Below are 18,916 nucleotides of genomic sequence, written 5' to 3' on the forward strand. Positions count from 1 at the left end.
CTCGCTGCGGGCGCGGGCGCATCAGCGCGCCAGCAGCCGCTCCAGCTCGTCGACCGTGCGCACCGGCAGCGAGCACTGGGTGCCGCGGCAGACGATCGCCGTTCCGTCGGGCGCCTCGATGGTCGTCCCGTCCGGTCCGGGCACCCCGGTGGTCTCGACGATGAGTGTGACGGCGGGATTCCTGGCCGCGCTGCCGCGCAGCTCCTCGTCCCGGCCGGCGACCCGCACCGGGGCCAGAGCGCGCTCGGCCTGCCAGAGCCCGTGACCGCAGCCGCGCGGTGCGCGTTCGGCGATCGCCCGGTAGGCGCCGAGGAGTCCGTCGCGCAGATCGAGCAGCCGACCGGCTGTCAGGCTCTCATCGGCCCTTTCGGTCTCGGCTCCGAGTTCGGCGAGCAGGAGCACGGCCTCGGCGGCGGCCGAACGTCCCGACGGCACCGTGTTGTCCACGGGATCCGAGGCCCGGACATCGAGGATCTCATCGCCGAGGGAGTCGCTGACCTCGAGGACCTCGTCCTCCTCGTCTATGAAGAGGTCGATCATCCGCGCCCCCAGCCCCGCCAGTGTCGGAACCGAGGCAGCCGGCGCCGAGGCGGCCGCGCCCGGCAGCTGACCGACCGTGATCCCGGCGGTGATGAACTGCGCCCAGTCGGCCAGCCCGCCTCTGCCGGGTCCGGCGACGCCGTCGGTGAAGCTGCGGCGCAAGTCGGCGGGCTGGTCCGTCGAATCGAACCGAGCGTGCATCGCCGACCAGAAGCGCAGGGCGGCCTGCCCCCATTCCTCGGCATCGCCGGTGCCCTCGGCGCCTGTGGTGCCCGGTTCCCGTGCACCCGCGGTGCCGGACTCGGCGGCCCCTGCGCCCACGCCCTTGTACAGGGCCGCCTCGGCGAGGGCGGTGATGGCCAGGGAATTCCACTCGGTGATGATCTTCTCGTCGCGGGCCGGCTGCGCACGTCGGGCGCGGATCGCCGCCAGCGTCTCCCGCTGGGCCCGGGTGGCGTCGATGTCCCAGGGGGCGGGGTGGTCGGCGTCGAAGGGCACGTCCTCCATCCCGAGCCAATCGATGATGCGCACGGCCGCGACCACCTGCCCGGACAGCTCCCCGCCGGCCGGGGAGTCGACGAGTCCGAACAGTCCCGCCTGCCCTGCCTCGGCGAACTCCTCGGGGGTGAAGACATAGGCCGCACCCTCTTCGGAGACCCCATGGGCGTTGAGCGAGTCGGCGTCGAGTGCCGCAATGCAGCCGTCATCGGTCGACAGGTCGCTGATCAGGAAGTTCGCGGTGTCGGTGACTTCCCTCTCGGCCAGCGCCAGCCATTTCGAGCCCGGGTCCAGGGCGCGTTCGACCTTGGCCCAGGCGACGACGGCCCGCAGGTAGAGCGCATTGTCGTAGAGCATCTTCTCGAAGTGCGGCACGAACCACTGCCGGTCGACGCTGTAGCGGGCGATCCCGCCGCGCACCTGGTCCCGCATGCCGCCTGCGGCGATCCGGGCGAGGGTTCCGCGGACGGCGATGAGGCAGTCGAGGACCAGCTCGCCGCTGAGGTGGCCGTCGGCGCCGAGCCAGCCGAGCCGTCCCTCGGCCCGGGCCCGCGACACCGGGTGGTCGTCGGCCTCAGCCGCACTCGCCGAGGCCGCCCGGCCCCGATCCTCGTCTCCGACGGAGCCGCCTCCACCTTCCTCGGCGGTTCCGCCCAGGCGCACGAATGCGGCCAAGAGCTGCAGGATGTTCATCATCGGCGGGAACTTCGGTGCCGGACCGAACCCGCCCCAGGCGGGATCGTAGGAGTCGAGCAGCGCAGCGGCGGCGGCATCGAGCTCTTCGGCGCTCAGGGACTCGGCGGCCGCCTCGGCGGGCAGGGCGCTGGTCACCGCATCGGCCATCTCGGCCAGCCCGCGGTCCATGCGCTGGGTCATCTGGTCCACCTCGTCACGGCGATCGGTCCACGTCTGGGACACGGCCGTGAGCACCTGGGTGAACGAGGGCAGATTGCCGCGCGGGGACGGCGGGAAGTACGTGCCGGCGTAGAAGGGGCTGCCGGCGGGAGTGGCGAAGATCGTCATCGGCCACCCGCCCTGACCGGTCATCGCCTGCAGCGCATTCATGTAATAGGAGTCGATGTCGGGCAGTTCCTCGCGATCGATCTTCACGGGGACGAACCGGTCGTTGAGCAGCGCGGCGAGCGCCTCGTCCTCGAAGGACTCGTGGGCCATGACGTGGCACCAATGGCAGGTGGAGTACCCGATCGAGATCAGGAGGGGCACGTCCCGGCGGGCCGCCTCGGCGAGGGCGTCCTTCGTCCACATCCGCCAGTCGACGGGATTGTCGGCGTGCGCGCGGAGGTAGGGGCTGGTCGAGGTGGCGAGTTCATTCGGCATGGACCCAGCGTCTCACTTCGGGCCGGTCGTGGCGAGGGGGCGGAGACCTTTTGAACACAAGGCACCTGGTTCTATGCGATCATGAGGTCATGAGCGTAACCACCGCGGGAGCCGCACATGACGACACTGCCCCTGCCGCCCTGTCCGATGCCGGAGTGTCCACCACCGTCGTCGCCTTCGCCGTCTTCATCGCGGCATGGATCGGCGCGAAGCTGACCGCCTTCTCGGTCCCGACCAACGGTGCCGGCGGAAGCGATCTCAGTCTCCTCCAGCTCGCACTGTTCCTGCTGGCCGGGGCCGCCGCCCTCGTCACCGGCAGGAGCCTCAAACCGGTCCCCCGCAGCGTCTTCATCGTCCTCACGGCCCTCTACTCCGTGGCCTCCGGCCTGATCCCCATCGCCGATCTCGCTGAGGAGGCACCCGTTGCCGACATCGGGCTCTTCACGGCCCTGACGCTGTTCGTCTTCATCGCCGATCTGCTCTACCCGCTCATCGTGGCCGCGGTCCTGGCCGTGACCTTCTCCCGAGTCGCTCCCGCCACCGCCGAGGCTGACGATGTGCAGATCGAGCGCAGCCGGTCGAAGGCCCGTCGCAGCGGTCTGACTGCCGCGTTCGTGCTCCTGGCCGCCGCAGTCGTCACGGCCGGCGTCTGGCTCCTCCGCCAGTTGGCACTCGGAGTCTCGACGGCCGGAGTCTCGGCGCTCTGGTCCTCAGGTGATGCCGTCAATGCCGTCACCGCGGTCGTCGGCGTCGTCGCCGCCGTCGTCGCGCTCCGGTCCGTCGCCGTCTCCCGATCGCTGCCCCACCCCGAGCCGGTCGTCGGCCCGCGCTCGCACCGCGCTCAGCCTCGACTGGCGCAGACGCTGACGTTCTTCACCATCGCCGGCGGGCTCCATTTCTGTCTGCTGTCGACGGCCACCGTGGCCGGATTCCCGTTCGAGCTCGGCGCGGGGTACACGACCTGGCCGCTGGGCATGTGCGTCTTCACCATCGGCGGTCTCGTGCTGGGAGTCGTCACCCTCGATGCCGTGACGAGCCGCCACCTGGACAGACGTGCCATCGCCGGCTGAGCCTCGGACGCATGGACGCCTTCGGCCTGCGCAGACATCGCCGAGGCGGCGCCGCCTCGGCGACGAAGGACTCGTCGGTACAATGCCGTCGGAGGCGTCAATTGCCGCGGCCGGGCTCTCGGCCGCGATGATCGTAAGGAAGTGAGTGGGTGTCTGAGGCCGGTTCCCGTCCCGCCGGAGAACGGCGGCCCGATAGGCCCTCATCCCCGCAGCGCGGCGCCGGTCGGGCACAGTCGGCCAGGACGATCGCCATCGACGGCGAACATGCCGGTCGACGCTTGGACAAGTTCCTGCGCTCCCAGCTCAAGTCAGTCCCGGCCGGGCTGCTGTTCCGGCTGCTGCGGCAGGGCAGGCTGCGCGTCAACGGTCGCAAGGCACAGCAGAACTACCGACTGCAGGCCGGCGATGTCATCAGCGTTCCCGAACTGCGGATCGACTCCGCTCCGGCCCCGAAGCCTGCCGTGCCCGCCGCCCTGCTCGATTCGCTGCGCGGTGCCGTCGTCCACGAAGACGAGGATCTCCTGGTCATCGACAAACCGGCCGGCATGGCCGTCCACCGGGGCACCGATGTCTCGGCCGGGGTGATCGAAGCGCTCCGGCATCTCCGGCCCGAACTGCCCGAACTGGAGCTCAGCCACCGCCTCGACCGTGGCACGTCCGGCCTGCTGGCGCTGGCGAAGACCCCTTCGATGCTGCGTTACCTCCACGAACTCCTGCGCGAGAGGGAGGACGAGATCGAGCGCCACTATCTGGCCGTCGTCGCCGGAGCCTGGCCGGCGGACACGCAGATCCTGGATGCGCCGCTGCGCCGCGAGGAATCCGGCATGGTCGTCGACGCGACCGGCCAGCGAGCCGAAACCCGAGTCCGGGTCAAGCGACGGCTCGGGAAGCGAGCCACCCTCGTCGGCGTTCGGCTGCTGACGGGACGCAAACATCAGATCCGGGTCCATCTCAGCCATGCGGGCCATCCCGTCGTCGGTGACGACCGCTACGGGGACCGCGAGTTCAACCAGCGCGTGCCCGGCCTCGGCGGCAACGGGATCTATCTGCACGCCGCCAAACTGGTCATCCCCAAGCCCGACGGCACGGACCTCGAGGTCACGGCGCCGACTCCTCGACGCTGGAACAAACTGCTGAACTCCCGCCGGTGACCGACGGTCTTCGCGACTGACGCCGAGGCCGAACGAGACGTTCGGGGCCGCCTGCCGATACCCTCTTCCCCTGGACGGCCCATGCTTCTACACTTTGTAGAAACGTGGTGCGGGCGCCGCGCCCGGCATCTGCCGCTCTGACAGGAGGCTGAAGATGAACTCGGAATCGACTTTTGCGCTCGATGCGAAGGACTGCTGGGAGTGCCTGCGGTCCACATCCATCGGCCGGCTGGCCGTCATCGTCGACGACTGGCCCGAGATCTTCCCCGTCAACTACGCCATCGAACACTCCGCCCTCGTCATCCGCACCGGCGAGGGCACCAAGGTCGATGCCATCCGCGCCCACCCCCGTGTGGCGTTCGAGATCGACGGCGTCGACACCGAGGACGGCACCGCGTTCAGCGTCGTCGTCAAGGGCAACGCGAAGGAGATCAACGCGCCCGAGGATCTGCAGGAGACTCTCTCCCTCGACGTGGCCCCTCTGCAGTCGGGGACGAAGAACCATTTCATCCGCATCCTCGCCCAGGAGGTCACCGGCCGTCGCTTCCCCGTCACCGACCCCTCGGACTGGGAGACCGACCTGAGCCACGTCGCCCGGGCCCCGCGCGAGTAGTCGAGCGGTCCCCGCGCGAGCAGCCGGGCGGACCCCGCGCGAGCAGACGGGTAGGTATCACGCGAGTGGCTGGGTAGACACCGCGAGTGGCCGGCGGGACTCGAGGACCGACCGCTGAACCGAGGGTCTTGACCCGAGATTCAGAGGGTCTCGACGATCTCGACGAGACGATCCGGGGCGTTCGTGATGATCCCGTCGGCTCCGGCGTCGATGGCGCGTTCCATCCCAGCCGCCTCGTCGACGGTCCACACGAGGCTCGACATGCCCAGTTCGTGCACGCAGCGGAGGAATTCGGGATCGGCGCCGAGGTACTCGGGATTGACCTGGTCGACCCACTCGGCGAAGTCGACCAGCTCGTCCGGGCAGGGTCGCCCGATCACACCGACGGGGATCTCCGGGGCCAGGGAATGGAAGCGGCGGACGAAGGACCAGTTCGCCGACTGCACGACGAGCATGCCGGCCGCCAACGCCCGCTCGAGATAGTTCGGCACGGCCTCCAGAGCGGCCACGATCGCCTCGGCGATGGCCGGATAGAGCTCGGGGTGCTTGACCTCGAGCAGCAGTCCCGTGCGGGTGTCGTGGACGAGGGTGAGCACCTCGGCGAGGCGAGGCACGCGGATGGCGGCGAATTCCTCACCCTTCCAGCCTCCGGCATCGAGCGTGGCGATCTGGGCGGCGTTCATTCCGGCGATGCTGCGGTCGGTCCGATTCGGGTAGAGCTTGCGGGCGTCCGTGGTGCGGTCGACGGTGGCGTCGTGCATGATGACCAACTCACCGTCGGCGCTCATGTGCACATCGGTCTCGATCATGTCCGCGCCCTGGTCGATGCCGGCCATGAACGCCGGGATCGTGTTCTCCGGCCATGTTTCGGACGCGCCTCGATGGGCGATGACCAGGGGCGGAACGCGGGTGCGGGACGGATCGGCGCTGTTCGGTGCTGTGGGGTCGACGGTGCGGCGGGGCGTCGGTCCGGCGGTCGGTGTCACGAGGGTGATGGGCATGTCAGGACTCCTCCACGGAGGCTGCGGGATCTGAGCGAAGATCCGTGCGGATCTCCGGTTGTGCGGTGCAGGGTCGCGATCTGCGATGGCGGCCAGACTAATCGTCGCGGGCAAGCTCCCGATGATGCGCGGGTGGACGGGACGTGAATCCTGTCTTCGCGCAATGTGACAGCAAGTCCCCGCTCGATCGACTCGGACGAATTCGCAGAATTGCGACGAGAGCAACACAGCTGACCGCACGTAAGTTTCGCTAACAGTCATAAAGCTCGGCTACATTGCAGATATTATTCATTGTCAATGCCTGATATGACGGATATGATCATGCTGTGAATCACAGCACATTGACGACGACATCTCTCGATCCGCTCGATCGCGCGATCATCGACATCCTCCACCGGGAAGGTCGAGAACGCTGGACGAGAGTGGCCGAGCAATTGGACATTTCCGCGGCCACGGTGCGGCGACGATACGAGGCAATGCATTCGGCAGGCGTCATTCGCGTCGTCGGGGCTACTGATGTCGCTCGTCTCGGCATGGGAACACCGGTCTATCTACGGCTATCCAATGCCCACACGGACCTCGCAGAGCTCGTCTCACGGCTACGCGCCAGACCCGAAGTCCGCTTCTTCGCAACCCTGTTGGGAAGCGTCGACATCGTCGCAGAGATGGTGCTTCCCGAAGGCGTCGACTACGGCAGACTCGTCAGCGAAATCACCGAGGGCACATCGGCCGCTGCAGAAAGCCTCCTCATCACTCACGCCTTCGCATCAGGACAGGATTGGGCACCCCCACGAGAATCAACCGACCCCACACGGTTGGCCCCCGTGGAGACGGAACCAGCACCTCACATCGATCTGACCGACTCCGAGGCAAAGGTGCTCGGTATGCTCATGCATGACGGTCGAACTGCCCTGAGTACTCTGGCCTCCGCAATCGGCAAGTCGGAGAACACTGCTGCTCGCACCATCGAACAGTTGCGTAGGTCCGGAGTCCTCGACTTCCGCATCCTCGTCGAACCGGTCCGCTACGGATTCGCCACTGAGTTCTTCCTCTGGCTGGAAGTCGAACCACGCTTCCTCCTGGACACTGCAACCACACTCGCCGAGCACCCGGCGACGAAGTACCTCACAGCAACCACGGGCCGTTCGAATCTCGCCGGGCAGTTCATCGTCCGCGACCGCGCCGAACTCTTCCGGTTCTCCACACAGGTGCTTGCCTCGATGCCCGGGATTCGCACGGCAGACATCTGTGTCCAGACCGCAGTGCACAAACGGGTCTGGACAACTCTCGAGAACGGCGTGTACGCGACCGACGGGCAACCCCTCGACCCTTTGGAGTACCTGCAAGCTCAACGCTGAATACGAACCGTGCAATCGCGAGCTCAGATCACGCTCGAACCTGTTTCTAAATCCGAGTAGAGCCATAGCCCATCGACGAACATTCGCATCAAGCGACGACGAAGCACACCTGAACAACCGACCAGAGGCGATCATATGAGCACCAAATCCACAGATCTGACAGCGACGGCACCGTGGCAGTGGCCCGAAGAGACTTGGCGGACCGAGGTCAACCGAGTTCGTGCAGGACGTAGCCTCGTCGCCGATGACCCTGAGCGACGTTGGCCGAACGGAGCGACGTGCGCCGTGCTCATTTCGTATGACGCCGACCACGAGACTCCATACCTCCGTGACGGCAACACCACACCGGGTTCACTCGCACAGGGGGAGTATGGCAGTCGCTCGGCAGTGCCCCGGATACTGGACATGCTCGCACGCCATGAGGTCCCGACAAGCTTCTACGTACCTGCGGTCTCCGCGCTGCTGCACCCCAAGGACATCGAAGCCTTCGTGGCGGGCGGACACGAGGTCGCCGTGCATGGATGGATCCATGAACGCAATACGCAGCTGCCCTACGAGGCGGAGCTCGACCTCATGGGACGAGCAACCGACACCCTCGAGAAGCTCAGCGGCACCAGACCGATCGGCATCCGCACCCCGTCATGGGACTTCTCCTATTCGACTCTCGATGTCATACGAGAACTCGGCCTCGTCTATGACTCATCCCTGATGGCCGACGACGAGCCGTACGAACTCGACGCCGATGGCACACCGACAGGAGTCATCGAGATCCCCGTCGAGTGGGTCAGAGACGACGCTCCTTACTTCATGATGGATCGCTTTGGAGGGCTGCGCCCCCACCTCTCACCTTACGATGTCGAACGAATCTGGATCGACGAATTCGAAGCCGCCTACGCAGCCGGCAGCATGTTCGAACTCACCCTGCACCCGCATATCAGCGGTCATCGTTCGAGATTGGCGATGGTCGAGCGGCTCCTCACCTACATCCGATCCTTTGACAGCCTCTGGTTTGGCACGCACGCCGAACTCGCGCGGCACCTCTCCGACACGACTGCCGCTCCCACCGCAGGTCTGCCGTCCGGCAGATCCTGACTTTCATCCTCCGACGGCCGCAGCGATGCTGCCGTCCCTTCTCGAAAGCACAGACACACATGTCCACTCAATCGCAAACCAATCAACCACATGAAACCAAACTCTCTGCGAAAGGCCGCAAAGCACTTGTCGCAGGAGCTGTCGGCAATACTGTCGAATGGGTCGACTGGGCGATCTACACGACTTTCTCGTCCGTTTTCGCCGTTCATTTCTTCCCTGCAGGCGATCCAGCGGTCGCTCTCCTATCCACATTGGCAGTCTTCGCCGTCGGCTTCCTCATGCGACCGATCGGGGCCGCAGTCCTGGGTAACTTCGCTGACCGGCACGGCCGAAAGAAGGGCATGGCCCTGACCATCGGTCTCATGGCCGGCGCATCGCTCATCATCGCTATTACGCCCGACTATTCGATGATCGGCATCTTCGCTCCGATCATTCTCGTACTCGCCCGCATGATCCAGGGATTTTCCGCTGGAGGCGAGTTCGGCGCTTCCTCTGCGTTCATGGTCGAGGCCGCTGCGCCCAAACGTCGAGCGTTCGCTGGTTCCTGGCAGCAGGTCTCCGTCGGAGCGGGCAGCCTCCTGGCCGCCGGCATCGGAGCTGTAATCACCTCAGCACTTGATTCCGAGGCCCTCGACTCCTGGGGCTGGCGCCTGGCATTCGCTCTCGGCGCACTGTTGGGTCTGTTCGGTCTTTGGTTGCGCACCAACGTCGCCGAGTCAGAATCCTTTGAAGCAAGCAAAGCCGACAGATCGGCAACTGAACCAAAGCGCTCATACTTGGCTATGTTCACCCAACACCCTGGTGCAGTCGCTCGCGTCTTCGGAATCACGATCGCCGGCACACTGCTCTACTACATCTGGGTCTCCTACCTGCCGACATACGCACATGTCGCGACGGGGCTTCCGCTCAATCAAGCGCTGACTGCGAACTTCATCGCCATCGCCTACTTCATTTGCGCACTTCCGTTCGCGGGGCTCCTTTCTGACAGGATCGGCCGCAAACCGACGATGTCGGCCTTCGCCGGGGGATTCCTCGTCCTTGCCTTCCCACTGCTCAATTTCCTCGACAACAGTTTCTGGATCTTTCTCGCCGTCGAACTCATCGGCATGACACTGCTGCTCGGATATTCCGCCAACTGCGCCGTGATTATGGCTGAACAGTTCCCGCCCGAAGTCCGAGCCACCGGCATCGGGTTCCCCTATGCCTTGGCTGTGGCCGTCTTCGGAGGCACTGCCCCGTACATCATCACGTGGATGAATGACATCGGGGCCGGCGACAAGGTATGGATCTACTGTGCTGTCGCAGCTGCCATCGGCCTCGCCGTCTACCTCACCATGCCTGAAACAAAAGGGAAGAAACTCGTATGACACGATTCGCACCACACGTTCTCATCACCGGCGCCGCCAGTGGCATCGGCCGGGAGATCGCTCGCACCTATGCTGTTCGAGGTTCTCGCCTCACCCTCGTCGACTTCGATGACGTCGCACTCAATGAGCTCTGTGACTACCTTCGCCGAGGCGGAAGCAACGTCACCCCGATCACTGCGGATCTGCGCGATCCATCCGCCTCTGCCACCACTGTGGAGACTGCGTTCGAGATCGCTCCAGTCCATGTCCTGATCAATTCCGCTGGCGTATACCCCGCAGTCGAGTTTCTCGACATCACCGCTGAGATATGGGATGCAGTGCAGGCGATCAACGTGCGTGCTCCCGCGTTGCTCACTGTCGAGTTCGCTAAACGAGTGCGCGATCTCCGCGAGGAGATGCCGACCGGATTTCCTGCCGTCGTCAACATCTCCTCCGGAGCAGCTCTGCGCGCCCGCCCGGGCGCCGCACCGTATTCGACGTCGAAAGCGGCAATCGAGATGCTCACACGAGCAAGTGCTCTCGAACTGGGCGAGTTCGGCATCCGCGTCAATGCCGTCGCCCCCGGATTCGTCGTCGTCGACAGTGAACTGAACAGACTCACCGACGAGTATGTCGATGCTGTGTCCGTCAACCCGCTGGGCCGGAAGGGACGACCCGACGACATCGCCCGTGCCGCGCTCTGGCTCGCCTCGGCGGAAGCCGAATGGGTGACCGGGGAGACAGTGCGCGTCGACGGCGGATCAGCAGCGGGCGCACTCAACCTCCCACTTCACTGGCCGGAGACACGCACAGAGGTCGAGACCGAAGCGCATATTGCGAACGCACCCAGCCCCGCTGGCCCCGACAACGAGAAAGAGGATTGCACTAAGTGACTGGAGAGACACCAGCGCCACACGATATCTACACTGTCGTCGGCGGCGGCGCGATTGGCGGCACACTCGCCGCACATATCGCAATGGCCGGGCATCCGGTTCAGATCGTCGATGCGGACACCCAGCACGTTGCTGCCATCCGCCGCGAGGGGTTGAGCATCGAGGGACCGGAGGGATCTGTGACCGTCCAGATTCCAGCATTCGATCCTGTGGACGCGCCCAATGACCTCGGTCCGGTGCTTCTCGCCGTGAAGTCCCAAGCAACGAGCTCGGCTATGGAGTGGATTGCACCTCGGCTGAGAGGAGATGGCTACGTCGCCTCACTGCAGAATGGCCTGAATGAAGAAGTCATCGCCGAGTTCGTCGGATCACAACGCACTGTCATCGCCTTCGTCGACCTCTTCGCCGATCTGCTCGAACCCGGAGTCATCAAGGACGGCGGGTTCGGAACGATAGCTCTGGGCGAGTATGCCGCGGAATGCTTTGGCGACTCCAGCAGTTCGCGCGCCCACAAAAACGCCGGGTTCGGCCCCAACACCGGCTCTCGCGTCGCGAAGCTCGCTCGCGACCTCGAGCATTGGGGAACCCCGATCGTCAGCGCCAATGTCTCAGGGTTCCTCTGGTCCAAACTCGCTTTCGGCGCGATGCTCACGGCAACCTCGCTCATCGACGACGACATGGCTGAAGTCGTGGATGCGAATCGAGCCACGATGCTCGGGCTGGCACGTGAAGTGTTTGCGGTCTCCGACGACCTGGGCATCCAGCTGGAAGGTTTCGACGCGTTTCGCCCAGACGACTATCGGATCGGCTCCCCGGACGATGTCACCGAGGCGGCATTCGATGCTCTGTGCCACTGGCTGGCAGGCCAGACGAAGACACGTTCAGGGATTTGGCGAGACATCAACGTCCGCAGACGCCCTACTGAGGTTCCTTCCCAGTACGAACCAGTGATCGCGACCGCTGCACAGCGACGCATCCACACACCACGACTGAGAGCATTGGTCGATCTGATCGGGGAGCTGGAACGCGGCGAGTCAAGCATGGGCACCGACCTATTCGAACGCATCACTGAGATCTGAAAACACTGGCTGTGCGGCCTCCGCATTGCGCAGTGCTCTGCAGAGTAGATGGTTGCCGAGGCAGACCCCACCCCTCCGGACTGCGGTGACAGGTGGCAGACTGTAACCAACCACGGACGGAGTCCTGAACCTCCGGTCCTCACAGCACGATTGCCGAAGGAGGCTCAGTTCGATGGAGATGCTCCAGGGCGTGTTCGACAATGTCAGCACCGTCTCGTCATACATCCTCGTGGCTGTTCTCATCCCCACTGGTCTGTACTTCACCATCAGCACAGGAGTGGTGCAGGTGCGACTGCTGCCCGAGATGTTCCGCACGCTGGTGGAGCCGGGCGGACGGGACTCGGAGGGCAACCGGAACATCTCCCCGTTCCGCGCCTTCTCCATCTCAGCGGCGTCGCGAGTCGGCACGGCGAACATCGCCGGCGTCGCCCTGGCCATCTCCCTCGGCGGTCCCGGAGCGATGTTCTGGATGTGGCTGACGGCCATCGTCGGCGGTGCGACGGCCTTCGCCGAGTCCGCCCTCGGACAGCTCTACAAGCTCAAGGACGGCCCGAACTTCCGAGGCGGCCCGGCCTACTACATCAGGCACGGCCTGAACATGAAGTGGCTCGGACTGATCTTCGCCCTGATCGTGGCCATCACCTACGGCATCGTGTTCAACACCGTGCAGTCGAACTCCATCGTCGACGCCGTCGGCGCGTCCTTCGACGTCGACGACTCGAACACCGCCTTCGCGGCGATCGCAGGGGCGATCATCGCCATCGGCGCCTATGCGATCTTCGCCGGCGGCGCTAAGCGCATCTCGAACATCTCCGCCTACCTCGTGCCTATCATGGCCGGTCTCTACCTGATCGTCGGCATCATCGTCGTGGCGATGAACATCGGCGCCGTGCCCGGCATGGTCGCCACGATCTTCTCCGATGCCTTCAGCACGCACTCGATCGCCGGCGGCGCGCTCGGCTCGATCATGCTCATCGGTGTCCAGCGCGGCCTGTTCTCCAATGAGGCCGGCATCGGTTCGGTGCCGAATGCGGCGGCGACGGCTTCGGCCTCGCACCCGGCCAAGCAGGGTTTCGTGCAGGCGCTAGGCGTGTACTTCGACACGATCCTCGTGTGCTCGATCACCGCTTTCATCATCCTGCTGTCGAATCCGGAGTACGGCAGCTCCGCCGAGGGGATCCAGCTGACGCAGACGGCGCTGAGCGGGCAGCTCGGCCAGTGGGCGATCCACTTCCTGACCCTGGCGATCTTCCTGTTCGCGTTCTCGTCAATCCTCGGCAACTACTACTACGGCGAAGCCAATATCGAGCACCTGACGACGAACCGGACCGCTCTGCGCGTGTACCAGGTGGTCGTCATGGTCTCGGTGTTCATCGGCGCGATCGCCGCCCTCGACATCGTGTGGACCGCGGCGGACATCTTCATGGCGGTCATGGCGCTGATCAACCTCTTCGCCCTGATCCTGCTCTCGCCGCTGGTGTTCACGCTGCTGAAGAACTACATGGACCAGCGTCGGGCCGGACAGGAACCGATCTTCCGCCGCGGCGATCTGCCCACGTATCGGTACATCAACACCGAGATCGATGCCTGGGACGACACCGACGAGGTGACCACGGCGAAGTTCTGGCGCGACCGCGGCCGGAAGGTCCGCGAGGACGGGGTGTGAGTCATGGTCGGCAGGCGCAGGCAGCGCCTCGGATAGGCGCATCGGTCGGGCCACATACGTACCTGCGCTGACGGTCGTCTACCCGGTCGAACCTTCGCTTTCACAGACACAGAAGAGGCCCGACGTCGCATCTGCGGCATCGGGCCTCTTCGGTGCTGCTGGCTCAGACGACGGAGGGCTCAGCCCCCGCGAGTCGTCCGACGGTCATCAGCTGCCGGCGGGTGTGAAGTCCGTGCTGCCGACGAACTCCGGCCGCGGCTTCGGCGCGGCAAAGGGCTCCCCGCAGGCGTTCTCCACCGAGTTGTAGACGATGAAGATGTTCGAGCGCGAATACGGGGTGACGTTGCCGTTCGAGGCATGCATGCAGTTGGAATCGAACATGATCGCTCCGCCGGCAGCGCCCTCGAGCACATCGATTCCGTACTCGTCGGCGAAGTCACTGAGCGTCTGACGGTCCGGGGTGCCTGCGCCCTGCATGATCAGCGACTTCCGGTAGTTGTCCTCGGGAGTCCCTCCCACACAGCTGATGTAGCGCTTGTGCGAGCCGGGCATGATCATCAGGGGGCCGTTGAATGAGTAGTTGTCCGTCAGCGACAGCGACAGGCTCACCGCACGAGGCGCGGGCATTCCGTCCTCGGCATGCCAGGTCTCGAAGTCGGAATGCCAGGAGAACTCCTTGCCCACGAATCCGGGCTTGTAGTTGATCCGGCTCTGATGGATGTAGACATCGGATCCGAGGATTTGGCGTGCCCGATCGACCAGGCGCGGATCGTTCGCGATCTTCTTGAAGATCTCATTGGTGCGATGGATGTTGAAGATCGACCGGACTTCGTCGGACTTCGCTTCGACGACAGTGGCCTCATCGGCCTTGACCTCGGGGTCCTGCGAGAGCCGGTGGAGTTCTTCGGTGAAGAGGGCCAGCTCCTCGGACGAGACGAGCTGATCGATCGTCAGGTAGCCCGTGTCTTCGTAGTGCTTGAGCTCCGTCGCCGTGAGGGGTCCGTCATCGGGGGAACCGAAGACGATGGGACCCGTGCGTGGGAGAACCTCAGTGCTCTCACCGGAGCGAGTCGGATAGAGATCTGTAGTCGTGGTCGCAGGTGAAACTGCGGTCATCATTCTCCTTCCTTCGCTATGTGCCGTCTGCCGGGCGATGTCATAACCGCACTCGGATCGGCAGATCGGCTTGTCCGGCTACCGTAGCAGGGGGACGTTCCCAGTGGAACCCCTGGTGGTACGCCTGCGTTCGACCGGACCGCTGCGTCACACGCTTGCCGATTGTCCGGTCAGGCATGGCTTTCGGACATGCCTGAGAGCGGCTCGAGCATTCGGTCGCTCGAGCCGCCCTTCGGCGTCAACGTCCTCAGCGACGGATCGATCCGATCGGCCGCCTCGGCGAGTGAAGCGAGATCAGCTCACGGCTGCTTCCTCGTCTTCGACGATGAGCGGGTAGACGCCGTTCTCGTCGTGGACCTCGCGGCCGGTGACCGGCGGGTTGAACACGCAGGCCATGCGCAGCTCCTCTTCGGCGACCACGGTGTGCTTCTCATGACCGTCGAGCAGGTACATGACACCGTCGTGGAGGGGGTATTCCTTGCCGGTGACCTGGTCGGTCAGCGTTCCCTTGCCCTGCACGCAGTACACGGCTTCGACGTGGTTCTGGTAGTGGAACGTCGAGGTGGTCCCGGCGTAGATCACGGTGTCGTGGAACGAGAAGCCGACGCGCTCCTTGCCCAGCACCATGCGGCGGCTGCGCCAGGTCTCGGACTTCACATCGCGGTCGGTGTCGTTGAGGTCATCGCGGTTGACTACGTACATTCGTGGTCCTTTCGTTGGAGTTCAGGGGGGGGTTCGGCCATGCAACGGGCCGGCGCCATTGATGCGGCACCGGCCCGGGCAGGGAGGGTATCAGGCCAGGACGGCCTCGGCTGCGGGAGCGAACTTGAGCACTCCGGCCTCGATGATGTCGAGCCCGGCCTGCAGATCGCGCGAGTCGATCGTCAGCGCCGGCATGATCTTGATGACCTCGTCATCGGGACCCGAGGTCTCGAGGAGCAGGCCGTTGTCGAACGCGTAGGCGGCGACCTTCTCGGCCACCTCGGTGTCCTCGAAGCACAGACCCGCCAGCAGTCCGCGACCGCGGATCGAAGCACCCTCAGCCTTCTCGACGATCGTGTCGAGGCGCTGATGCAGCTCGGCGATGGTGTCGGCGAGCTGGTTCTGGAACGAGTTGTCGGCCCAGAAGTTCTTGATCGCGGCGGTGGCGGTCACGAACGCGGGGTTGTTTCCGCGGAAGGTGCCGTTGTGCTCGCCGGGCTCCCAGACGTCGAGCTCGGGACGGAACAGGGTCAGTGCCATCGGCAGACCCGAACCGGAGATCGACTTCGACAGGCACACGATGTCTGGCTCGATTCCGGCCTCTTCGAAGCTGAAGAACGAACCGGTGCGGCCGCATCCTGCCTGCACGTCGTCGACGATGAGGAGGATGTCGTGCTTCTTCGTCAGCTTCGACAGTGCGCGCAGCCATTCGGCACGAGCGGCACGGAGTCCGCCCTCGCCCTGCACGGTCTCGACGATGACGGCGGCGGGCTTGTCCACACCCGAACCGGAATCCTCGAGGACCTTCTCCAGCCACAGGAAGTCCGGGATCTCACCGTCGAAGTAGTCGTCGTACGGGATCTTCGAGCTGTTGGTCAGCGGGATGCCTGCGCCTTCGCGCTTCATCGAGTTGCCGGTCACCGACAGCGATCCCAGGGTCATGCCGTGGAAGGCGTTGGTGAACGAGAGCATGTGCTGACGGCCGGTGACCTTGCGAGCCAGCTTGAGGGCCGCCTCGACGGTGTTCGTGCCCGTCGGTCCGGGGAACATGATGGAGTAGTCGAGTCCGCGCGGCTTGAGGATGAGGTCCTGGAAGGTCTCGAGGAACTCACGCTTGGCCGGGGTCTTCATGTCCATCGAGTGCAGCACGGCTCCCGACTGCAGGTACTCGATCAGCGGGTTCATCACCACGGGGTTGTTGTGGCCGTAGTTGAGCGCACCGGCGCCGGAGAAGAAGTCGAGGTATTCGTTGCCGTCCTCATCCCACTGCTTCGCACCCAGGGAGCGGGCGAAGGTAGTCGGCCAGGACCGGCAGTAGCTGCGAACGGTGGATTCGCGGGTCTCGAAGATATCGGGCTTGTCAGACGGGGTGTTCGTGGAACTTTCGGTCATCACTGGAGTCCTTTCGACTTCTTGATTGTGCGTCTGCCGCGTGTGCAGGCGCTTGAGGCGGTGACCGCAACCGCTCATCGCGGGCGGTCGCTTCCGCCTCCTGACACCGGGCGCGGTTCTCCCTTGCTGCAGGGGTGCGCGCGGCGCCGGGGTGGGGCTCGTTACAGGGGTGCGATCTCGTAGAGGTATTCCGTGTCGTGGCCGTCCGGGTACATCTCCGGAGTGAACAGCGGACGACGGTCGCAACCTGCCCCGCGCTGCTCGGCGAATGCCTGGAACAGGCGATTCGAGGCCGCATTGTCATCGGTGATCGTCGTCTCCAGGCGGAGAGCGCCGGTCCGATCGGCCAGCTCATGGAGCATGGTCGATGCGAGCCCGTGGCCACGGAACTTCTCGTCGACGGCGACCTGCCAGATCATCAGGGTGTCCGGATTCTCCGGACGGGTGTACCCGGTGATGAAGCCGGCGGGCTCACCGTCGATCCGCGCAATCACCGAGGTGTCCGCGAAGTCGCGGCACCACAGCAGGTACGAGTACGAGGAGTTCAGATCGAGCACGGCTGTGTCTTTCGCGAGCCGCCATAGATGTTGTCCGTCCTCCAGCTCGGGAGTACGAACGTCGGTTTGCGTCTTCGGTTCAGCGAGTGCGTTTCTCACGCCAATAAACCTAACGGGATGAGATTGAGCGTCAACCCCACAACCGTCGAATACGGGGCACTTTCGCAACCATCGTCCCGAGCTCCCGGCATGTAACAGACCCGTCCTTGCCCATGGCATCTCTGGGATGTGGCGGGGCGCTCATTCGCGCTCATACCGGGCCGGTGCTTCGTTATCGTTTCGTTACATTTGGCGTCAGTTGGAACAGAGGTTCCACGTGTTCCATGTCACTTCTGCGCATTTTGGGCATCAAGATTTCTTGCTGGTTTGCGACGGGTCTTCAGGCTCGGAACCGGGCCGGCGATCGGCGCGGATTCCGGCTGGGCAGACTCTGCGCGAGGCAGATACGCCAGCCGCCCAGGGCAACTGCGCCAGCCGCCGAAGAACTGGTCGCGTTCGGATACTCCTCTCGCTGGAAAGTATCCGAACGCGACCACAGCTCGAAGAGGACACGTCGAAGAGGACGCGCCCCGCGTCGGCTTCCGGCGAGTCGCCTCAGCACTCGACGACGTTGACGGCGAGGCCGCCGAGCGCTGTCTCCTTGTACTTCGAGGACATATCCGCGCCGGTCTGGCGCATCGTCTCGATCACCTCGTCGAGGCTGACTCGATGCTGGCCGTCGCCCCACAGCGCCATCCGCGCGGCGTTGATGGCCTTGCCCGCCGCGATCGCATTGCGTTCGATGCAGGGGACCTGCACGAGCCCGGAGATCGGGTCGCAGGTCAGGCCCAGGTTGTGTTCCATGGCGATCTCGGCGGCGTTCTCCACCTGCTCAGGGGTCCCGCCCATGACTGCGGCCAGTCCCCCGGCCGCCATCGACGAGGCGGAGCCGACCTCGCCCTGGCAGCCCACCTCGGCCCCGGAGATCGAGGCCCGTTCCTTGTAGAGGACTCCCACCGCCGCCGCGGTGAGCAGGAAGTCGATGATGGCCTCGTGCTTGCCGGCCTCGCCGCCCTCGGTGACGGAGGTGACGTAGTTGAGCGCGTAGTGCAGCACGGCCGGGATGATGCCGGCTGCGCCGTTCGTCGGCGCCGTGACCACACGTCCGCCCGAGGCGTTCTCCTCATTGACGGCCATGGCGATGAGGTTGACCCATTCGAGGTAGTAGCCGGGATCACGGTCGGGGTCCTCGGCCTTGAGCTTGAGGTACCAGTCGTGGGCGCGCCTGCGCACCTGCAGCCCGCCGGGCAGATAGCCCGAGCGGTCCAGTGATGCCGAGGCGCATTCCTCCATCACGGAGTAGATGTGGAGCAGTCCGTGTCGGATCTCGTCCTCCGAGCGCATGGACAGCTCGTTGGCGTGCATGATCTCGGTGATCGACATGTCGTTCTCGGCGCAGCGCTGGAGCAGCTCGGCACCGGAGTGGAACGGATAGGGCAGTCCCCCACTGGAGGACTCGAGTTCG

15 protein-coding genes and 1 pseudogene are annotated in these 18,916 nt (G+C 64.9%); 9 read left to right on the forward strand and 7 right to left on the reverse strand.

Features of this window, described 5'->3' with window-relative positions; translation table 11 throughout:
- Nucleotides 1–21 precede the first annotated feature (21 nt).
- Nucleotides 22–2,376, reverse strand: a complete 2,355-nt coding sequence (locus IG171_RS14460; protein WP_212128080.1) for a DUF255 domain-containing protein — start codon at nt 2,374–2,376, stop codon at nt 22–24.
- A gap of 89 nt (nt 2,377–2,465) precedes the next feature.
- Here IG171_RS14460 and IG171_RS14465 point away from each other — a divergent pair, with 89 nt between their 5' ends.
- The 3 genes from IG171_RS14465 (at nt 2,466) to IG171_RS14475 (ending at nt 5,210) form a co-directional block, all read left to right on the forward strand.
- Nucleotides 2,466–3,446 carry a hypothetical protein gene (locus IG171_RS14465; RefSeq protein WP_212128081.1) on the forward strand — a complete coding sequence of 327 codons (981 nt, stop codon included), beginning with the start codon at nt 2,466–2,468 and terminating at the stop codon, nt 3,444–3,446.
- 149 nt (nt 3,447–3,595) lie between these two features.
- On the forward strand, nt 3,596–4,597 hold the full coding sequence (locus tag IG171_RS14470; protein WP_212128082.1) for an RluA family pseudouridine synthase: 1,002 nt from the start codon (nt 3,596–3,598) through the stop codon (nt 4,595–4,597).
- Between the two features lie 154 nt (nt 4,598–4,751).
- A complete protein-coding gene (locus IG171_RS14475) occupies nt 4,752–5,210 on the forward strand; it encodes a pyridoxamine 5'-phosphate oxidase family protein (RefSeq protein WP_212128083.1) in 459 nt (152 codons plus the stop codon).
- Nucleotides 5,211–5,350: 140 nt separating this feature from the next.
- Here IG171_RS14475 and IG171_RS14480 read toward each other — a convergent pair whose 3' ends face one another.
- Complete coding sequence (locus IG171_RS14480) at nt 5,351–6,211, reverse strand: glycerophosphodiester phosphodiesterase (protein ID WP_212128084.1); 861 nt, start codon at nt 6,209–6,211, stop codon at nt 5,351–5,353.
- A 533-nt stretch (nt 6,212–6,744) separates the two neighbouring features.
- Between IG171_RS14480 and IG171_RS14485 the strand changes: the two genes are divergently transcribed.
- The 6 genes from IG171_RS14485 to IG171_RS14510 all read left to right on the forward strand — a co-directional run bounded on the left by IG171_RS14485 (nt 6,745) and on the right by IG171_RS14510 (nt 13,645).
- A complete protein-coding gene (locus IG171_RS14485; RefSeq protein ID WP_249203718.1) occupies nt 6,745–7,569 on the forward strand; it encodes an Lrp/AsnC family transcriptional regulator in 825 nt (274 codons plus the stop codon).
- 405 nt (nt 7,570–7,974) lie between these two features.
- The gene (locus IG171_RS14490) at nt 7,975–8,661 is read left to right on the forward strand and encodes a polysaccharide deacetylase (protein WP_249203719.1); all 687 of its coding nucleotides are present in this window, start codon (nt 7,975–7,977) and stop codon (nt 8,659–8,661) included.
- A gap of 59 nt (nt 8,662–8,720) precedes the next feature.
- Nucleotides 8,721–10,028 carry an MFS transporter gene (locus IG171_RS14495; protein WP_212128087.1) on the forward strand — a complete coding sequence of 436 codons (1,308 nt, stop codon included), beginning with the start codon at nt 8,721–8,723 and terminating at the stop codon, nt 10,026–10,028.
- Nucleotides 10,025–10,900, forward strand: coding sequence for an SDR family oxidoreductase (locus IG171_RS14500; protein WP_212128088.1), 876 nt, complete (start codon nt 10,025–10,027; stop codon nt 10,898–10,900). The genes IG171_RS14495 and IG171_RS14500 overlap by 4 nt, the downstream gene beginning before the upstream one ends.
- Nucleotides 10,897–11,979 (forward strand): 2-dehydropantoate 2-reductase N-terminal domain-containing protein, encoded by a 1,083-nt coding sequence (locus IG171_RS14505; protein WP_212128089.1) that lies wholly within the window; start codon nt 10,897–10,899, stop codon nt 11,977–11,979. Before IG171_RS14500 ends, IG171_RS14505 begins: the two co-directional genes overlap by 4 nt.
- A gap of 172 nt (nt 11,980–12,151) precedes the next feature.
- Nucleotides 12,152–13,645, forward strand: a complete 1,494-nt coding sequence (locus IG171_RS14510) for an alanine/glycine:cation symporter family protein (RefSeq protein WP_212128090.1) — start codon at nt 12,152–12,154, stop codon at nt 13,643–13,645.
- 207 nt (nt 13,646–13,852) lie between these two features.
- Here IG171_RS14510 and thpD read toward each other — a convergent pair whose 3' ends face one another.
- The 5 genes and pseudogenes from thpD to IG171_RS19130 all read right to left on the reverse strand — a co-directional run.
- The gene (thpD, locus tag IG171_RS14515) at nt 13,853–14,764 is read right to left on the reverse strand and encodes an ectoine hydroxylase (protein WP_349252120.1); all 912 of its coding nucleotides are present in this window, start codon (nt 14,762–14,764) and stop codon (nt 13,853–13,855) included.
- Nucleotides 14,765–15,055: 291 nt separating this feature from the next.
- Nucleotides 15,056–15,463: an ectoine synthase gene (locus IG171_RS14520; RefSeq protein ID WP_212128091.1), complete on the reverse strand. Its 408-nt coding sequence runs from the start codon at nt 15,461–15,463 to the stop codon at nt 15,056–15,058.
- Nucleotides 15,464–15,553: 90 nt separating this feature from the next.
- The gene (ectB, locus tag IG171_RS14525) at nt 15,554–16,855 is read right to left on the reverse strand and encodes a diaminobutyrate--2-oxoglutarate transaminase (RefSeq protein ID WP_212128092.1); all 1,302 of its coding nucleotides are present in this window, start codon (nt 16,853–16,855) and stop codon (nt 15,554–15,556) included.
- A gap of 161 nt (nt 16,856–17,016) precedes the next feature.
- Nucleotides 17,017–17,412, reverse strand: a complete 396-nt coding sequence (gene ectA, locus IG171_RS14530) for a diaminobutyrate acetyltransferase (protein ID WP_249203720.1) — start codon at nt 17,410–17,412, stop codon at nt 17,017–17,019.
- Nucleotides 17,413–18,006: 594 nt separating this feature from the next.
- Nucleotides 18,007–18,915: pseudogene (locus IG171_RS19130) on the reverse strand (L-serine ammonia-lyase); the annotation flags it as partial.
- Between the last annotated feature and the right edge of the window lies 1 nt (nt 18,916).

This window comes from Brevibacterium sp. SMBL_HHYL_HB1 (genome assembly GCF_018208375.1).
Lineage (GTDB): Bacteria > Actinomycetota > Actinomycetes > Actinomycetales > Brevibacteriaceae > Brevibacterium > Brevibacterium intestinavium.

Coding starts and splice junctions, on each gene's coding strand:
- IG171_RS14460 (WP_212128080.1), bottom strand. CDS start 2,376: ATGCCGAATGAACTCGCCACCTCGACCAGCCCCTACCTCCGCGCGCAC.
- IG171_RS14465 (WP_212128081.1), top strand. CDS start 2,466: ATGAGCGTAACCACCGCGGGAGCCGCACATGACGACACTGCCCCTGCC.
- IG171_RS14475 (WP_212128083.1), top strand. CDS start 4,752: ATGAACTCGGAATCGACTTTTGCGCTCGATGCGAAGGACTGCTGGGAG.
- IG171_RS14480 (WP_212128084.1), bottom strand. CDS start 6,211: ATGCCCATCACCCTCGTGACACCGACCGCCGGACCGACGCCCCGCCGC.
- IG171_RS14485 (WP_249203718.1), top strand. CDS start 6,745: ATGGGAACACCGGTCTATCTACGGCTATCCAATGCCCACACGGACCTC.
- IG171_RS14490 (WP_249203719.1), top strand. CDS start 7,975: ATGCTCGCACGCCATGAGGTCCCGACAAGCTTCTACGTACCTGCGGTC.
- IG171_RS14495 (WP_212128087.1), top strand. CDS start 8,721: ATGTCCACTCAATCGCAAACCAATCAACCACATGAAACCAAACTCTCT.
- IG171_RS14500 (WP_212128088.1), top strand. CDS start 10,025: ATGACACGATTCGCACCACACGTTCTCATCACCGGCGCCGCCAGTGGC.
- IG171_RS14510 (WP_212128090.1), top strand. CDS start 12,152: ATGGAGATGCTCCAGGGCGTGTTCGACAATGTCAGCACCGTCTCGTCA.
- thpD (WP_349252120.1), bottom strand. CDS start 14,764: ATGATGACCGCAGTTTCACCTGCGACCACGACTACAGATCTCTATCCG.
- IG171_RS14520 (WP_212128091.1), bottom strand. CDS start 15,463: ATGTACGTAGTCAACCGCGATGACCTCAACGACACCGACCGCGATGTG.
- ectB (WP_212128092.1), bottom strand. CDS start 16,855: ATGACCGAAAGTTCCACGAACACCCCGTCTGACAAGCCCGATATCTTC.